The organism is Polynucleobacter duraquae (genome assembly GCF_000973625.1).
Taxonomy (GTDB): Bacteria; Pseudomonadota; Gammaproteobacteria; order Burkholderiales; family Burkholderiaceae; genus Polynucleobacter; species Polynucleobacter duraquae.
The window spans coordinates 1,033,618-1,047,244 of the sequence record NZ_CP007501.1 but is presented as its reverse complement, the minus strand read 5'-3'; the positions used below and the strand labels follow the sequence as shown (position 1 = coordinate 1,047,244).

General features: G+C 45.2%; 17 protein-coding genes. 7 read left to right on the top strand and 10 right to left on the bottom strand.

Annotation, left to right across the window (positions count from 1 at the left end):
* Positions 1-42: 42 nt before the first annotated feature.
* Genes CL55_RS05485 through CL55_RS05470 form a run of 4 tightly spaced genes read right to left on the bottom strand, consistent with a single transcriptional unit; the run spans position 43 to position 2,797 of the window.
* Positions 43-327: a BolA family protein gene (locus CL55_RS05485; protein ID WP_046330195.1), complete on the bottom strand. Its 285-nt coding sequence runs from the start codon at positions 325-327 to the stop codon at positions 43-45.
* A complete protein-coding gene (locus tag CL55_RS05480; protein ID WP_046330194.1) occupies positions 324-872 on the bottom strand; it encodes a septation protein A in 549 nt (182 codons plus the stop codon). Before CL55_RS05480 ends, CL55_RS05485 begins: the two co-directional genes overlap by 4 nt.
* Positions 873-899: 27 nt before the next feature.
* A complete protein-coding gene (gene msrB, locus CL55_RS05475) occupies positions 900-1,313 on the bottom strand; it encodes a peptide-methionine (R)-S-oxide reductase MsrB (protein ID WP_046330193.1) in 414 nt (137 codons plus the stop codon).
* Positions 1,314-1,330: 17 nt separating this feature from the next.
* On the bottom strand, positions 1,331-2,797 hold the full coding sequence (locus tag CL55_RS05470; protein ID WP_046330192.1) for a protein adenylyltransferase SelO: 1,467 nt from the start codon (positions 2,795-2,797) through the stop codon (positions 1,331-1,333).
* A 55-nt stretch (positions 2,798-2,852) separates the two neighbouring features.
* On the opposite strand from CL55_RS05470, the gene CL55_RS05465 reads away from it, so the two are divergent.
* The gene (locus CL55_RS05465) at positions 2,853-3,338 is read left to right on the top strand and encodes a PaaI family thioesterase (RefSeq protein ID WP_046330191.1); all 486 of its coding nucleotides are present in this window, start codon (positions 2,853-2,855) and stop codon (positions 3,336-3,338) included.
* 18 nt (positions 3,339-3,356) lie between these two features.
* On the opposite strand, the gene CL55_RS05460 is transcribed toward CL55_RS05465, so the two are convergent.
* Both CL55_RS05460 and ygfZ read right to left on the bottom strand, forming a co-directional pair.
* Positions 3,357-4,214 (bottom strand): NRDE family protein, encoded by an 858-nt coding sequence (locus CL55_RS05460; protein WP_046330190.1) that lies wholly within the window; start codon positions 4,212-4,214, stop codon positions 3,357-3,359.
* 27 nt (positions 4,215-4,241) lie between these two features.
* The gene (gene ygfZ / locus CL55_RS05455) at positions 4,242-5,249 is read right to left on the bottom strand and encodes a CAF17-like 4Fe-4S cluster assembly/insertion protein YgfZ (protein WP_046330189.1); all 1,008 of its coding nucleotides are present in this window, start codon (positions 5,247-5,249) and stop codon (positions 4,242-4,244) included.
* Positions 5,250-5,298: 49 nt separating this feature from the next.
* Here ygfZ and mltG point away from each other — a divergent pair, with 49 nt between their 5' ends.
* The 6 genes from mltG to CL55_RS05425 all read left to right on the top strand — a co-directional run bounded on the left by mltG (position 5,299) and on the right by CL55_RS05425 (position 10,245).
* Positions 5,299-6,342, top strand: a complete 1,044-nt coding sequence (gene mltG / locus CL55_RS05450) for an endolytic transglycosylase MltG (protein WP_237150467.1) — start codon at positions 5,299-5,301, stop codon at positions 6,340-6,342.
* 5 nt (positions 6,343-6,347) lie between these two features.
* A complete protein-coding gene (tmk, locus tag CL55_RS05445; RefSeq protein WP_046330188.1) occupies positions 6,348-6,986 on the top strand; it encodes a dTMP kinase in 639 nt (212 codons plus the stop codon).
* A complete protein-coding gene (locus CL55_RS05440; RefSeq protein WP_082091901.1) occupies positions 6,987-8,132 on the top strand; it encodes a DNA polymerase III subunit delta' in 1,146 nt (381 codons plus the stop codon).
* Between the two features lie 11 nt (positions 8,133-8,143).
* Positions 8,144-8,932, top strand: coding sequence for a TatD family hydrolase (locus CL55_RS05435; RefSeq protein ID WP_046330187.1), 789 nt, complete (start codon positions 8,144-8,146; stop codon positions 8,930-8,932).
* Positions 8,929-9,627, top strand: a complete 699-nt coding sequence (locus tag CL55_RS05430) for an ankyrin repeat domain-containing protein (RefSeq protein WP_046330186.1) — start codon at positions 8,929-8,931, stop codon at positions 9,625-9,627. Before CL55_RS05435 ends, CL55_RS05430 begins: the two co-directional genes overlap by 4 nt.
* Before the next feature lie 78 nt (positions 9,628-9,705).
* Positions 9,706-10,245, top strand: coding sequence for an ion channel (locus tag CL55_RS05425; RefSeq protein WP_082091900.1), 540 nt, complete (start codon positions 9,706-9,708; stop codon positions 10,243-10,245).
* A gap of 33 nt (positions 10,246-10,278) precedes the next feature.
* On the opposite strand, the gene CL55_RS05420 is transcribed toward CL55_RS05425, so the two are convergent.
* From CL55_RS05420 to hyi, 4 genes are read right to left on the bottom strand one after another with little or no spacing between them, the layout of a single operon-like run.
* Positions 10,279-11,250 carry a DUF3108 domain-containing protein gene (locus CL55_RS05420; RefSeq protein WP_237150466.1) on the bottom strand — a complete coding sequence of 324 codons (972 nt, stop codon included), beginning with the start codon at positions 11,248-11,250 and terminating at the stop codon, positions 10,279-10,281.
* 39 nt (positions 11,251-11,289) lie between these two features.
* Positions 11,290-11,877, bottom strand: a complete 588-nt coding sequence (locus tag CL55_RS05415) for a YqiA/YcfP family alpha/beta fold hydrolase (RefSeq protein ID WP_052728772.1) — start codon at positions 11,875-11,877, stop codon at positions 11,290-11,292.
* A gap of 10 nt (positions 11,878-11,887) precedes the next feature.
* The gene (gene glxR / locus CL55_RS05410; protein ID WP_046330184.1) at positions 11,888-12,784 is read right to left on the bottom strand and encodes a 2-hydroxy-3-oxopropionate reductase; all 897 of its coding nucleotides are present in this window, start codon (positions 12,782-12,784) and stop codon (positions 11,888-11,890) included.
* Between the two features lie 46 nt (positions 12,785-12,830).
* The gene (gene hyi / locus CL55_RS05405) at positions 12,831-13,610 is read right to left on the bottom strand and encodes a hydroxypyruvate isomerase (RefSeq protein ID WP_046330183.1); all 780 of its coding nucleotides are present in this window, start codon (positions 13,608-13,610) and stop codon (positions 12,831-12,833) included.
* Between the last annotated feature and the right edge of the window lie 17 nt (positions 13,611-13,627).

Sequence of the window (13,627 nt, the reverse complement as noted above, 5' to 3'; positions counted from 1 at the left end):
GGATTTAAATATTGGTAAATAAGAATCTTAAAGCAATCTGCTTTAGTGGGTACTTTCACTAGGGGTATATGCCAGAATGGTCAAAGCATGAATTGCATCAGGAAAGTGGCTATTTAAAGCGGCATAGATCGCCCTATGACGGGCTACCTTAGTCATTCCCTCGAATTCGGGGGCGACGATGGTCAGTTTAAAGTGACCTCCGCCAGAAGCGGCACCAGCATGACCTGCATGAAGATGGCTTTCATCCTCAATATGTAAATGGCCTACCTGAAATGCTGACCTGAGATCAGATTCAAATCGGGTAATTCGTGCTTGGTTGATATTCATTCTGCAGGGTGCTCCATGTGACGAGTAAGCCAAACCCCTTGAAGAATCACAAATACAACTAGCAATCCAGTGCTGCCAAAGAGCTTAAAGTTGACCCACGTTTCTTCTGAGTACTCAAAGGCAATATAGAGATTGAGGGCGCCCATAAAAAAGAAAAATATTGCCCAGGCCACATTCACTTGATGCCAAACTGATTTTGATCTGGGCTCTTTCAGAGTAATTTGCTTGCCCATCAACACTTGAATCCAATTTTTTTGAAAAAATTGAGCGCTAATAAATAGTGCGGCTGCGAATAGCCAATAAAGCGCAGTGGGTTTAAGTTGAATAAAAGTCTTATCGTGCAAGAAAATGGTAAGGCTGCCAAATACCAGAATCATGACAAGGCTGACCCACTGCATAGCGTCAATCTTACGATGTCGGTAATACACCCAGAGTATCTGGCTAATGGTAGCCACCATCGCTACGATAGTTGCAGTGTAGATATCACCAAATTTAAAGGCGACAAAAAAAAGGATGATCGGGAATAGGTCAAATAGAAATTTCATGGGCTTGATTATCCAGCTATTTATAAGCTATTCCGCTTTAATTGGGGCGGCATTCTCAGAAGGTTCAAATGCTAAGGATGCTGAATTGATGCAATAGCGCAGCCCAGTAGGTTGTGGGCCATCTTCAAATACATGTCCTAAATGGGCATCACATGCAGTGCAGCGCACCTCAGTGCGAATCATTCCATGGCTTACATCCCGAATTTCAGTAATGACCTCATTATTTTCTGGTGCGTTATAGCTAGGCCAGCCACACCCAGCATCAAACTTGCTTGAAGATTGAAATAGTGGGGTATCGCAGCAAATACAGCGATATTGACCGGCAGTCCAGTGATCCCAGAATTCACCAGAAAACGGCCTTTCTGTTGCAGCCTCTCGGGTTACTCGATATTGAATATCGCTCAGTGATTTTTTATATTCTTGATCTGTTTTCTTGTTCATAGCTCAAAGGTAGTAGGTTATGAGGAGCAGCTGACTTCTATACGTTGCATGTCGACGGGTGGCGGTTTCGCATAATCTTCAAAAGCCTCTTGCTCGTCAAAAGGTTTGCTGAGTATGAGCTGTAATTGTTCGATTTCAGAAAAATCATCTTGTTGTGCCTTTTCAATTGCAGTTTGTGCAAGGTGATTCCTGAGGATATATTTAGGATTGACTTGGTCCATCATTTTTTTTCTGGCTTCGTCACTCAATACCTCAGATTGAAGTCTTTGGATGTAGTCGGCAAACCATTGATCAATGCTCTCACGATCAATAAATTCATTTCTTTGAGTAATATCCATTGGCTGAAAATCTTTTCGAACATTACTGAGATTTCGGAAGAACGTTGTGAAGTCTACTTTTGAATCATGCTTTGCCTGCAAGAGGCGCTCGATGAGCTCAATGTCACCATCTTGCTCTAACTGCAGGCCCAATTTAGAGCGGAATATTTGCTGCCATTCCTTTGCATAAACCACTGGGAACTCTTCGAGCGCTGTACGTAAAAGAGCTTGGGATTCTTCCGTTGAATGCTCTAGTTCTAGCAGGGGAAGCATGGCGCTAGCAAGGCAGGCCATATTCCAATGCATGATTTGTGGCTGGCGATGATAGGCGTATCTGCCACCATGATCACTATGGTTGCAAATATGATCTATTTCAAATTGATCCAGAAATCCAAATGGGCCATAGTCAATCGTGAGACCAAGTGCACTAATGTTGTCACTATTTAAGACGCCATGACAAAATCCTACCGATTGCCACTGAGCAACCAATTTGGCATTGCGGGCACTGATTTCTTTAAATAGATTTAAATAGGGATCTTTTTCAGTAAGGCACTTTGGATAGAATTCGCTCATCAGCAAATCAGCCAGCTCTTTGAGACGGACAATATTCTGAAGTGAGGCAAAGTGTTCAAAGTGGCCGATCCGAATAAAACTTGGGGCAATGCGCGAACACACTGCTGCGGTCTCCACCGTTTCTCTAATTACGCGCTGCTTTGATCCAACTACCGAAAGGGCTCTACTGGTCGGTATGCCTAAGGCATGCATTGCTTCGCTACAGAGGAACTCGCGTATGGATGATCTTAAGACGGCTCTACCATCACCCATTCTGGAATAGTGGGTCTTTCCAGCCCCTTTCAGTTGGAGCTCAAGCTGATTGATATCACCCAGCAAGATGGCACGACCATCACCTAATTGACCTGCCCATGAGCCAAATTGATGACCACTATAGGCAGTTGAAATCGGATTGGAGAAAGTGAGCTCACCGACATTGAGTTGATTTCCCGCTAAAAGTTCAAGCCAATCAGGATCCTTGGGTAAGCCAGTGGCTCCGAGTTCAAGGTGTATTAGTTCGGCGGCGGATGCTGAAAACGCAACCCAGTAGGGATCAGATATAGGGGTAGGTGGGGTTAACTGGCATACATCGTCGCCACGGAGCGTAAAAGGCATATTTTGTATTCTATGGGTAATTCACAAGCGTCGCAGAAGCCTCTAAAATGACCCTATGACAAATAAAGTACAACTCAATGTAGAAACTCAACTTGCCAACCTAGGCGAAGAGCTTAACGTTCCCTTTTTAAAGCTTCTAGGGGTGCGGCTAATCACTGCCGAAATGGGTAAAGGCGAAATACTCCTAGCCCTCAAGCCAGAGCATACCAATACTTGGGATGTGGCTCATGGTGGCGTTTTGCTCACACTGATGGATGTTGCCATGGCCGTTGCTGCACGCTCAAGTGATCCTGGTGATCGTAGTGTTGTGACCGTGGAGATGAAAAATAACTTCATGCAGGCTGCTAATGGCATCTTGCGTGTAAAAGCGGATACCGTACGCCGCACAGCCACGATGGCTTTTTGCGAGGCCAAACTCTACAACGATCAGGGCGAGATCTGCTGCATGTCAACCGGGACGTTTCAGTTTATCAAGCGACTGGCAAGTAAAAATGCGGATGGCGAACGAGTCATCAATGAGGACTCCCGTCAGCAAAAATAATTTACGCTGATTAGTCGTCTATACCGAAAGGTTGGATCCCGGTGCAGCAGTAAGCGCACCGGTAACAACATCGTGACCTACAGTGCCATTGGCATCAAATCGTCTTTCCACCATCTCAAACTGACCATCTTTGCGAACACGCAAAATAGTGCTCGAACGCGTTCCATAGCTTGGAGTCTTAATAAACGCAGCAGATAAAGCTTTTTCCCAATCTGGACTAACGCCGGTATTCGGAAGCTCTTGTGGGCTTGCTTCATGAGTATCTGCCAATAAGCGCAGGTAGTGATCTGCATTTTTGAGTTGTCCACTGTCCATTGCCAAGGTTTGAGCGAACGCCGCTACCCGGTGATTTACTTTGGGCCATGGTGTATCGAGCATTGCATTTGATAGGCCATAGACTCCAGGGCTTAGTGCTTGCTCAGGAAAAACTTTTCTGGGGCGGATACTTTGACCCATCATGAGGCGATTACTTACCCAATGCATTTCTGCATTCTCTGGATCGCTCAGATCAGCCATCAGTAGATTAAATCCGTTGTATAGCTCAAACCGTTTTGCATTCTCTTGGATGTAAGCCTGAGGCTTATGCTGACCCGTAAGATAGTGCAGGCTGAGTTCACCACGAGTTCTCGCATCAGGATTTTTTTCACTGGGCGCTCTGACATTAGTTAACGCAGCAAAACGCCCCGTCTTGGTGAAGCCCAACCAAGTTCCCGGGCTGCCCAATACATCCGCTCGGTCCTTACCAGCTAATACATGAGGGTGCTCAGACCACCATCCCATAGGATCAGTATCGCGCTCATAAAATTCATCCCGGTTTGCCGCAACTACCAAAGGATAGTCTGGATGAGATTTCCAGGCAAAGAGAATTAAGCACATAGCAATATGAGTGGAATCGGAATGAGATTAAATTTCTAATAAGGGGTAGGGGAGAGAATCTGGTATTAAGACCGGCCCATCATTTGCACCAAGATGGATTGCTCCAATTTCAAGGGCATCCAGCTTACATTCAATTTGAAGATCGATGCGTGCAGAATTTGTTGCATTGGGAGCAGCCAGCACCACCATGCCACATGGCTGGCTAGCATCACTTTCTTGGAATAATTCCACGCCGGGTTTAGCCAGTTCCAATGCAGTTAAGCTGGTATCGATATGCGCGAGTTGGAGCCTACGTTTTACTGCACCACGGTATTGGCTTCGAGCAACAATTTCTTGACCCGGATAACAACCTTTTTTGAAATCCACGCCAGCAACGGATTCAAAGTTAATCATCTGCGGAACAAATTGTTCCTGAGTTGCCAAGACAATTCTGGGAATGGCGCTCAATACTTCTAAAGAATTCCACTGATCTAGTGAGGCCTGATCTATTGATGAAGGTGTTGGCCTCACCTTTTTCTGAGCAATCAGAGTGCGCTGAAAAGATTGGCCTTGAACCAGCACATCAGGCATGCGCAAGGCGAGAGAGTCTTGAGGTGGATTGGTTGATTGACTAGCATCCTCGTTTTGATAAGCACCAAAAACTTCCCAGTCATCTGAGGCGTCGACTACTTTTACTTTTGAGCGTAATACGTACATTGATAATCGTTTTGCAGTGCTCGCTGCAATATCTTTGGAAACAAAAAGGGCAAAACGGTCGTCCGAATCAACCGATTCTGGAAACAAGCCAAGCCAAGCACTAGAGAGAAGGCGTCCTTTGGGGCTGCAATAGCCAACTAATCGAACCGAATCTGAACCATAGGCAATATCACCGGGCATAGTGCGCTTGAGGCTAAGCACGGAGTTGCTTAATTGGCTTTGTAAAAGGGGTGCGGCATCAGGCCCCTCAACCAAGATCAAGCCCCAATGGGCCAGAGGGGGAAATCCATGGTTTAGGCTGGAGGCAGGCATTGTGGCGTTTTCTGTGCTGATCGTCATGAGCTTTTATCATAGCTTGATGAGCAGAAAATTTCAGAAAAGTCTTTTTATGAATTCCTCAAAAGGTGGGGTGTGGAAATTCTGTACCCTCATCTTCATTTCCTTACCGCTGATATTGTACGGAGCCATCTTTCTATGGCCAGTTGTTCCTGCCACATCAAATGTTGATAAGGGATCTGCCTACAAAGTCAAGATCACTCCCCAATCTGGCCTATCTGCAATTGCAGGTCAGTTATCAGAGCAGGGAGTATTTACAAATGTATTTACCTTACAAGTGGCAGCAAGAGCACTTTTAGTTGGCTCTAAGTTAAAACCGGGAACCTATCTGTTAGCTCCTCGCGCCAGCTTAGGAAATATCTTGTTGCAGATAGCCCGTGGTGATCGAGTTAGAGAGAGTGTAGCCATCATTCCCGGTATGACCATATGGCAACTGAGAAACCTGATTGATCAACATCCCGCGCTAATTCATCAAACTAAAGGTATGAGCTCCAAAGAGCTGTTGATGACCCTTGGACTCAATTACCCAGGCGATGAAGGGCTCTTTTATCCAGATACCTATATTTTTGACCCAGATGATTCAGATACTTCAATCTATCGAAGGGCCTCCAAAGCCATGCAAAAGCAGCTAAATACTGCTTGGGAGCAAAGGGACCCTGCCACACCCTTAAAAACTCCTTATGAGCTGCTGATCTTGGCCTCAATTGTGGAAAAAGAGACGGGGCGCTCAAGCGATAGGTCTTTGGTCTCAGCGGTTTTCGTTAACCGCCTCAATTTGAAGATGCCTTTACAGACCGATCCAACCGTCATTTACGGAATTGGCCCTAAATTTGATGGCAATCTTCGAAAAGCAGATTTGCGCAAGGACAGTCCCTACAATACTTATATGAACAAGGGTTTGCCACCAACGCCAATAGCTATGCCGAGTAAGGAGTCCCTCCTTGCTGTGATTCATCCGGCAAAAAGTGATGCGGTGTATTTTGTGGCGCGTGGCGATGGCACTAGCCATTTCTCCAAAACCTATAAAGAGCATGAAAGCGCAGTTGATCAATTTCAACGTAAACGCAATTCTTCCACTCAAGCAAAGCCACAGTAATCGTTATGACAGATCAATCTCCAGGTTATTTCATTAGCTTCGAAGGTATCGATGGCGCGGGTAAAAGCACGCACATTGAATCTTTTAGCAACTTGATTAAACAGCGGCACCCTGATCGCGATGTTGTGATGACTAGAGAGCCAGGTGGCACTCAATTAGGTGAACAACTTCGCGCCTTATTACTTGAGGCGCCAATGAATTTAGAAACTGAGGCGCTGCTGATGTTTGCCGCTCGTCGGGAACATATTGCACAAGTGATAGAGCCAGCATTGAAAGCAGGAAAGATTGTGATTTCTGATCGTTTTACTGATGCGAGTTTTGCTTATCAAGGGGGTGGACGCGGCTTAAGTCTGGCAAAGTTAAATGACCTAGAGAAATGGGTTCAAGGTCGCCCCGATGGTTCATTGCTTCAACCTAATTTGACCTTCCTCTTTGATTTACCTGGCTCGGTTGCTGAAGGTAGGAGGTCAAAGGTAAGGGCGCCCGATAAATTTGAAAAAATGGATTTGGATTTTTTTGAAAAAGTTCGTCAAGAGTATTTACGTAGAGCCAAGGCAGATCCAAATCGCTTTTATCTAGTCGATGCTACCCAAACACCAGAAGCTATTTGGCATGAGCTCGAGTCATTGAAGATGAAGCTCTAAATGAGTGATGTGATGTTTCCGAATGAGTCAGTTAAGAAAATAGCGCCATGGCTTGAGCCTGTCTGGGATAGCATGAATTTGGCTGCATTGCCCAATGCAGTTCTGATTCATGGTCAATCCGGTATCGGTAAGTTTGAGTTTTCTATTGAATTGGCTAAAGCGCTTTTATGTGAGACATCTGCCGCCATCAAGCCTTGCAATCAATGCGAAGCCTGTCGGTGGTTTGACTCTGGAAACCACCCTGACTTTATTGCGCTAGTGCCAGAAACGCATCGCAAGCTTTTGCCGCAGGGTGATTATGATTCAGATGCTGAATCCCCAAAAAAATCCAAGGCTATTCAAGCTGATGGCGATGGTGATGCGCCTGAGAAAAAAGAAAAGAAGAGTATTTCTATTGAAGATGCCCGCAGTGCAATTGAAGGGTTGTCTATTGGGACCCACCGTGGCGGAAACCGAGTCATTCTGGTTTATCCCTTAGAAATGCTCAGATCAGATTCTGCAAACACTTTATTGAAGTCTCTTGAAGAGCCCCCCAAAAATACGATCTTTATTTTGCTGGCGGATCGTCTTGATCGCGTGTTGCCAACTATTCGTTCTCGCTGTCGCTTACTGTCCGCACCCCGACCAGATCGATTAAGCGGACTCAATTGGTTGCGCACTCAGCTGAGCACAATTCCTGGTTTAAAAATGAGTGATGCCGATGTCGAGTCGATCTATGACGAGCAGGGTGGGGCACCTTATGCGGTTTTAGACTCCTTAATTGCGCGTCACAATAAAGATGAGAAGGATGAGCTTGCGATTGCCATTCAGGCATCAAATTATTTATTGCAAGCGATGTCGCGGGGCGCTCGAATCAATTGGCTGGATGCTGCTGATAAGGCGCAAAAAGCCCGATATTCAGTTTTGCTGGCCACTATGCAGCGGTGGGTCTCTGATTTGCAATGCTGCGCCCAAATGGGTGCGCCGCGCTATTACCCCAAGCATGAGGCTGCCATCAAGACCCTTGCGCAACAAGCGCGACTTCCAAAGCTACTCCGCTTCTGGAAGTCTCTGATTCAGGCTCGGCGCCATGAAAATCACCCGCTGGCTACCCGCATTCAACTAGAGGCATTGCTTTCTCAGTACCAGCAGGTATTTGAAGACTAAAATAGCGAGTCATGTTTATAGACTCACATTGCCATCTCGATTTTCCGGAATTTCAAACCCGCCTACCTGAGGTGTTATCGAATATGGCCGCCTGCAAGGTGAGTCATGCTTTGTGCATATCAGTAGATATTCCAGACTTTCCTAAGGTGCGAAAACTAGCCGAAGATCATCCTCATTTATATGCCTCGGTTGGGGTGCATCCGGATTACGAAGATACTCCAGAGCCCAGCTTTGAATTCCTGGTCGAGCAAGCAAAGCATCCCAAAATCATTGCGATTGGCGAAACTGGGCTTGATTACTTCCGCATGGGCGATCGCAGCTATGAATCCATGGAATGGCAGAGGGAGCGCTTTAGAACGCACATTCGCGCTGCTATTGCAGCCAAGAAGCCTCTCATCATCCATACGCGATCCTCTTCCGCTGACACCCTCAGAATTCTCAAAGAAGAGGGCGCTGATCAGATTGGCGGTGTCATGCATTGCTTTACAGAAACCACTGAAGTTGCCAAGGCTGCTATTGACATGGGCTTTTACATTTCGTTTTCTGGCATTGTGACTTTTAAGAGCGCCAAGGATCTTCAGGAAACGTGCAGGGAAGTTCCTCTGGATCGCATGCTGATTGAAACAGATTCGCCTTATTTGGCCCCAATTCCTTATCGCGGCAAGACGAATGAGCCGGCCTGGGTTTCCAAGGTTGGTGAATTTGTTGCAGAACTCAAGGGTGTCTCTGTTGAATTACTGGCAGAACAAACATCAAATAATTTTTTTCAATGTTTTCAGATAAATAGAGCAAAGTTATGAGAAGTTCATTTAAATTTCCCCATCTTTTTTATGTTTATTTATTGTGCTTTTCTGGCTTGATCAGCGCACAAACTGCTGACCAGATCACGGATTTCACTAAAGCAGCGAAGTTTGATGACGTCTCAGAGGTTCGATCTTTAATAAAGGCAGGCGTTACCCCAAATACGCTGGATCCTAAAGGTACCCCCATGTTGATCCTTGCCATACGGGATAAGTCCTTCAAGGTAACGGATTTATTGCTTGCCAATCCCGCTACAGACGTGAATTTGACTAATAAAAGCGGTGAAAATGCGCTCATGTTGGCAGCATTTGATGGCGAACTTGCTTTAGTCAAGAGTTTGGTTCTTCAAAAGAAAGCTGCCGTAAATAAGCTTGGTTGGGCACCAATTCACTACGCTGCCACCAATGGCCATTTAGAAATAACTCAGTTTCTAATGGCCAATGGTGCCCAGATTAATGCGTTAAGTCCGAGCGAGACTACGCCATTAATGATGTCTATTGGCTCCGGCAATGATCAATTAATCAAATACCTGCTTGATAATGGCGCGGACTTGCGCATGAGAAATCATGAGGGATATACGGCTATAGATGTTGCCCAATTATTTGGCAAAGATGATATTCGTGATGGCTTAATGTCACGATGGGTAAAGCTCTATAACCAGCCATATCCTGGCGGTCCTAAGAAGACTCACTGATAAGTGGCATATCTTACTATGCGTATAATCATTATTATGTCAAATAAGAAATATCCCTGGATTTAACAGATAACATCGATGACTTTTAGTAACTTATTGGACAAGCTTCCTGGCCTGAACTCCCTCCCCAGCTTCAGCACACTCTTTGCTGAAATTAATGCGGATATGGGCGATAGCGATATCTGGTTTTTGTTATTTCTAACGTGTTTGATGCTCACATTCCATGGTTTGAGCGTTTTATCAATCGCAGGTATTTTTCATTGGATTGACCAAAAACTTGAAAATAAACGGGTCTATGGTGCCAACTTTGTATCGTATTTCGTTGCCATCTTATTGATTATTGTTATTCACTTACTTGAAATTATTGCTTGGGCCTATATTTGTTTAGGATTACAGGTATTCCCAACCAACCTTCAAACCCTGTATTTTGCCGGCGAGATGTACACAACCGTTGGCTATGGTAATTACCTTCTGACTGAGCGCTGGCGGATCCTGCCCATTATTATTTCTTTCTCTGGAATCTTCGCTGTATCCATGTCTGGGGCTGCGCTTTACACCATGATGGGCGCTTTACTCGGAAGGTCCAATCAAAACCCTAAATCAGGCTTGGGGTTCTAAATTAGATTGTCGTAGTTTTAGTCGCCATTAGGCTCAGTTAACTAGCTTGGATTTATCAATGGGCGCCCTTTGCTTAAATACAAGCTCCAGGGTACGTCCGTTAGACTCAATAGAGCGCATTCTGCCTGGAAGCCAATCCAGATCCCTGGCCAGCCAAATATCCACTTGACGCTTAAATTTACTACTCTCTCGCTGCATCAAAGCGTAATGGCGATTAACACCCTTACCCATGCTTGGAATATCTTCTGATTCTTGCTCGCCATAACTTTTAAATTGCCACATCTCGAGAGTGTCATAGTCAACTACAGGAATGCTTCGAATACTGCCAGCCTCATCAATCTTGTCGCTGCCATTGAGCAAGGAGGCTAGTTGAAAAAGTAGGCTAAATCGATCTTGAGTGCCTGGCAGTAGATCCGGGGTGAACTCAGGCTTTTCAGAGAAGTACATCTTCCCTCCTCCGCTCTGATCTCGATCAAAGCGAGAATAGCGCGGTGGTTTTGTACCCCGCTGAGTCCAGTAAATGGATGGTGCTATGCCGTAGGCGTCGACGGTGCCTCTAGATTCAAAAACAAAAGGGCCGACGATGGCGTAAGGTATATTGATATACAAGCGGTAATTATTGCCCTCCGTAATCCAGTCCAGCTGAGCGGCTTGAATGAGTTGCCCATCAACATAGGCATCAAAATAATACGTTCCAGATTCAGGAAGGCGAAATGCTTGCCCAGACTGATTGCCTAGTGCACCCTGCTCTCCTTTCCCCTGATCTGCTAAAGGATCCGCTGATACTGCGTTAGTTTGCTTGGGTGATGCTTTTTTCTTTGGCGCCGTAGTCATTTGGATTTTCTTTGGCGGCTCGACCCGAAGATCTGTCTTCATGATGAGATCTTCGGTAATGGGGGGCGCACTACCAAAAGAGAAGAATGGAATCCCAAAAAATAAAATCAGGTGTCCAAAAAGCGATAGAAAGATTGCAGCAGTGAGAATCCACAGGGATTTTTTTGGCACAAATTGAAGCCGATTGCCGATTGCATCCATCAAGAAAGATTAATGCTTGATAAAGTCGATTACTGAAGGTAGATGATTGGCGTAGTCAGAAATTCCGTGATCGCCACCTTCAAGGATCAGTTGATTGGCGCCAGGGTAAAAAGCCGCCATCTCTTTCCAGTCCAACAGCTCATCACCTTTTGCGGCAATTAAAAAATAGCGCTTGGGATCAGTAATTGAATCTACCTGTAATGCACGTAATTCATCGATGTACTCAGCCTTAAAATCAAAGGGCTCTTCGCTGTCATAGGCAGTCATCATGCCAACATGGGGCTCTAATTCTCTAGCAGCATAAACGGCAGGATTAAGGGCAATGCCTTTGCAATGATACTTTTCTGCGAGGTAGTTGGTATAAAAACCGCCCAAGGAAGATCCGATGATGACCATGCGATCAAATTTAGCTTGATTGATGTGCTTAACAACCATCTCCAGACTTTCTTTTGGAGACGCAAGCAATTGAGGGCAATACCACTCATAAGAATAGCTTTCCGACGAGAGTGCCCTCACCGCCTCGCCAGTCATTACTGCCTTGGTTGAGTTTGGTGAAGACCGAAAGCCATGCAAATAAACAACCAAGGTTACTGCCATACTTCTTCCTCTAGCTTTTTTGACCTATTTCAAAATTAGCCATTTTTTCTAATGCTTTGACCATAGCAGAATGATCCCATGATTTTCCACCATGCGCTGCACAGGAATTAAATAATTCTTGTGCGCTAGCGGTATTAGGCAAACTAACGCCCAGAGCCTTAGCACTGCTGAGGGCCAAACTTAAATCTTTTTGGTGAAGTTCAATCCTAAAGCCAGGATCAAAGGTACGATTAATCATGCGCTCACCATGAACTTCAAGTATTTTTGAGCTGGCAAAGCCGCCCATTAAGGCTTGTCTAACTTTTGCCGGATCGGCGCCTGCCTTAGAGGCAAACACCAAAGCCTCTGCAACTGCTTCGATATTGAGGGCAACAATAATTTGATTGGCTACTTTAGTAACTTGGCCGGCGCCATTATCACCAACTAAGGTGATATTTTTTCCCATCAAATCAAATACAGGTTTGACTTTGTCAAAGATAGCTTGCTTGCCACCAACCATGATGGTGAGGCTTGCACCCTTTGCGCCTAATTGGCCACCAGATACAGGGGCATCTAGATATTCGCAACCCAGATCATTAATGCGCTTTGCAAAATCTTTTGTGGAAATGGGAGAGATTGAACTCATGTCAACGACGATCTTGCCTTTGCTAAGACCTGAAGCAATACCCTTATCTCCAAAAAGAACTTTCTCTACATCAGGAGTATCTGGAACCATCGTAATAATGATCTCTGCCTTAGTCGCAACTTCCGCTGGGGAAGCACAGAGAACGGCTGCAGTTTTAGCTAACTCATCTGGAACTTTGCTGCGGGTATTGATAAACAGCTCATGACCTGCTGCGATCAAATGCCCTACCATTGGCGTACCCATAATGCCCAAACCCACAAAGCCTATTTTTAATTTACTCATGATTCATTCCTAAATTATTATTTATTGATATGTAGCTCAACTGATATTACTGCTCGTATTGACCCATCCAATGTAGGCCAGCCTCAGTAGTTTTCAAAGGTTTATATTCACAACCGATATAACCTGTATATCCAAGGCGAGTTAATAAATCAAATAAGTAGCTGTAGTTAATTTCCCCGGTACCAGGCTCATTACGACCTGGATTATCCGCTAACTGAATATGCGCGATTCGAGCAAAGTATTTTTGAATCGTATTAGCTAACTCACCTTCCATGCGCTGGGCATGGTAGATGTCGTATTGCAAAAATGCATTATCAGCAGCAACTGCATCCAGTATCGCAATGCCTTGGGCAGTTTTAGAAAGATAGAAGCCGGGAATATCAAAGGTATTGATTGGCTCAATCAACAGTTTTAATCCAGACTTCTTCAGCTCAGCAGCGGCAAACTGTAGATTGCTGACAAAGGTGTCATGAACCAAAGCTGGATCAACACCCGCAGGAGTCTTTCCTGCTAAGCAGTTGAGTTGAGGTACGCCCAAAATACTGGCGTACTCAATCGCTTTGGCAACACCAGAGCGAAACTCAGCAACACGGTCTGGGTGACATGCGATACCCCTCTCCCCTGCGTCCCAATCTCCAGCTGGTAAGTTGTGCAATACCAACTTTAAGGCGTTGTTATCTAAAGCAGATTTGATTTCGCTAGCTTCAAAAGCATAAGGAAATAGAAATTCAACGGCTTTGAAACCACCAATCTTGGCTAGCGCAAAACGCTCCAAAAATGGTTTTTCGTTGAACAACATGGTGAGGTTGGCTGCAAACTTGGGCATTCCTATTCCTTAATAAC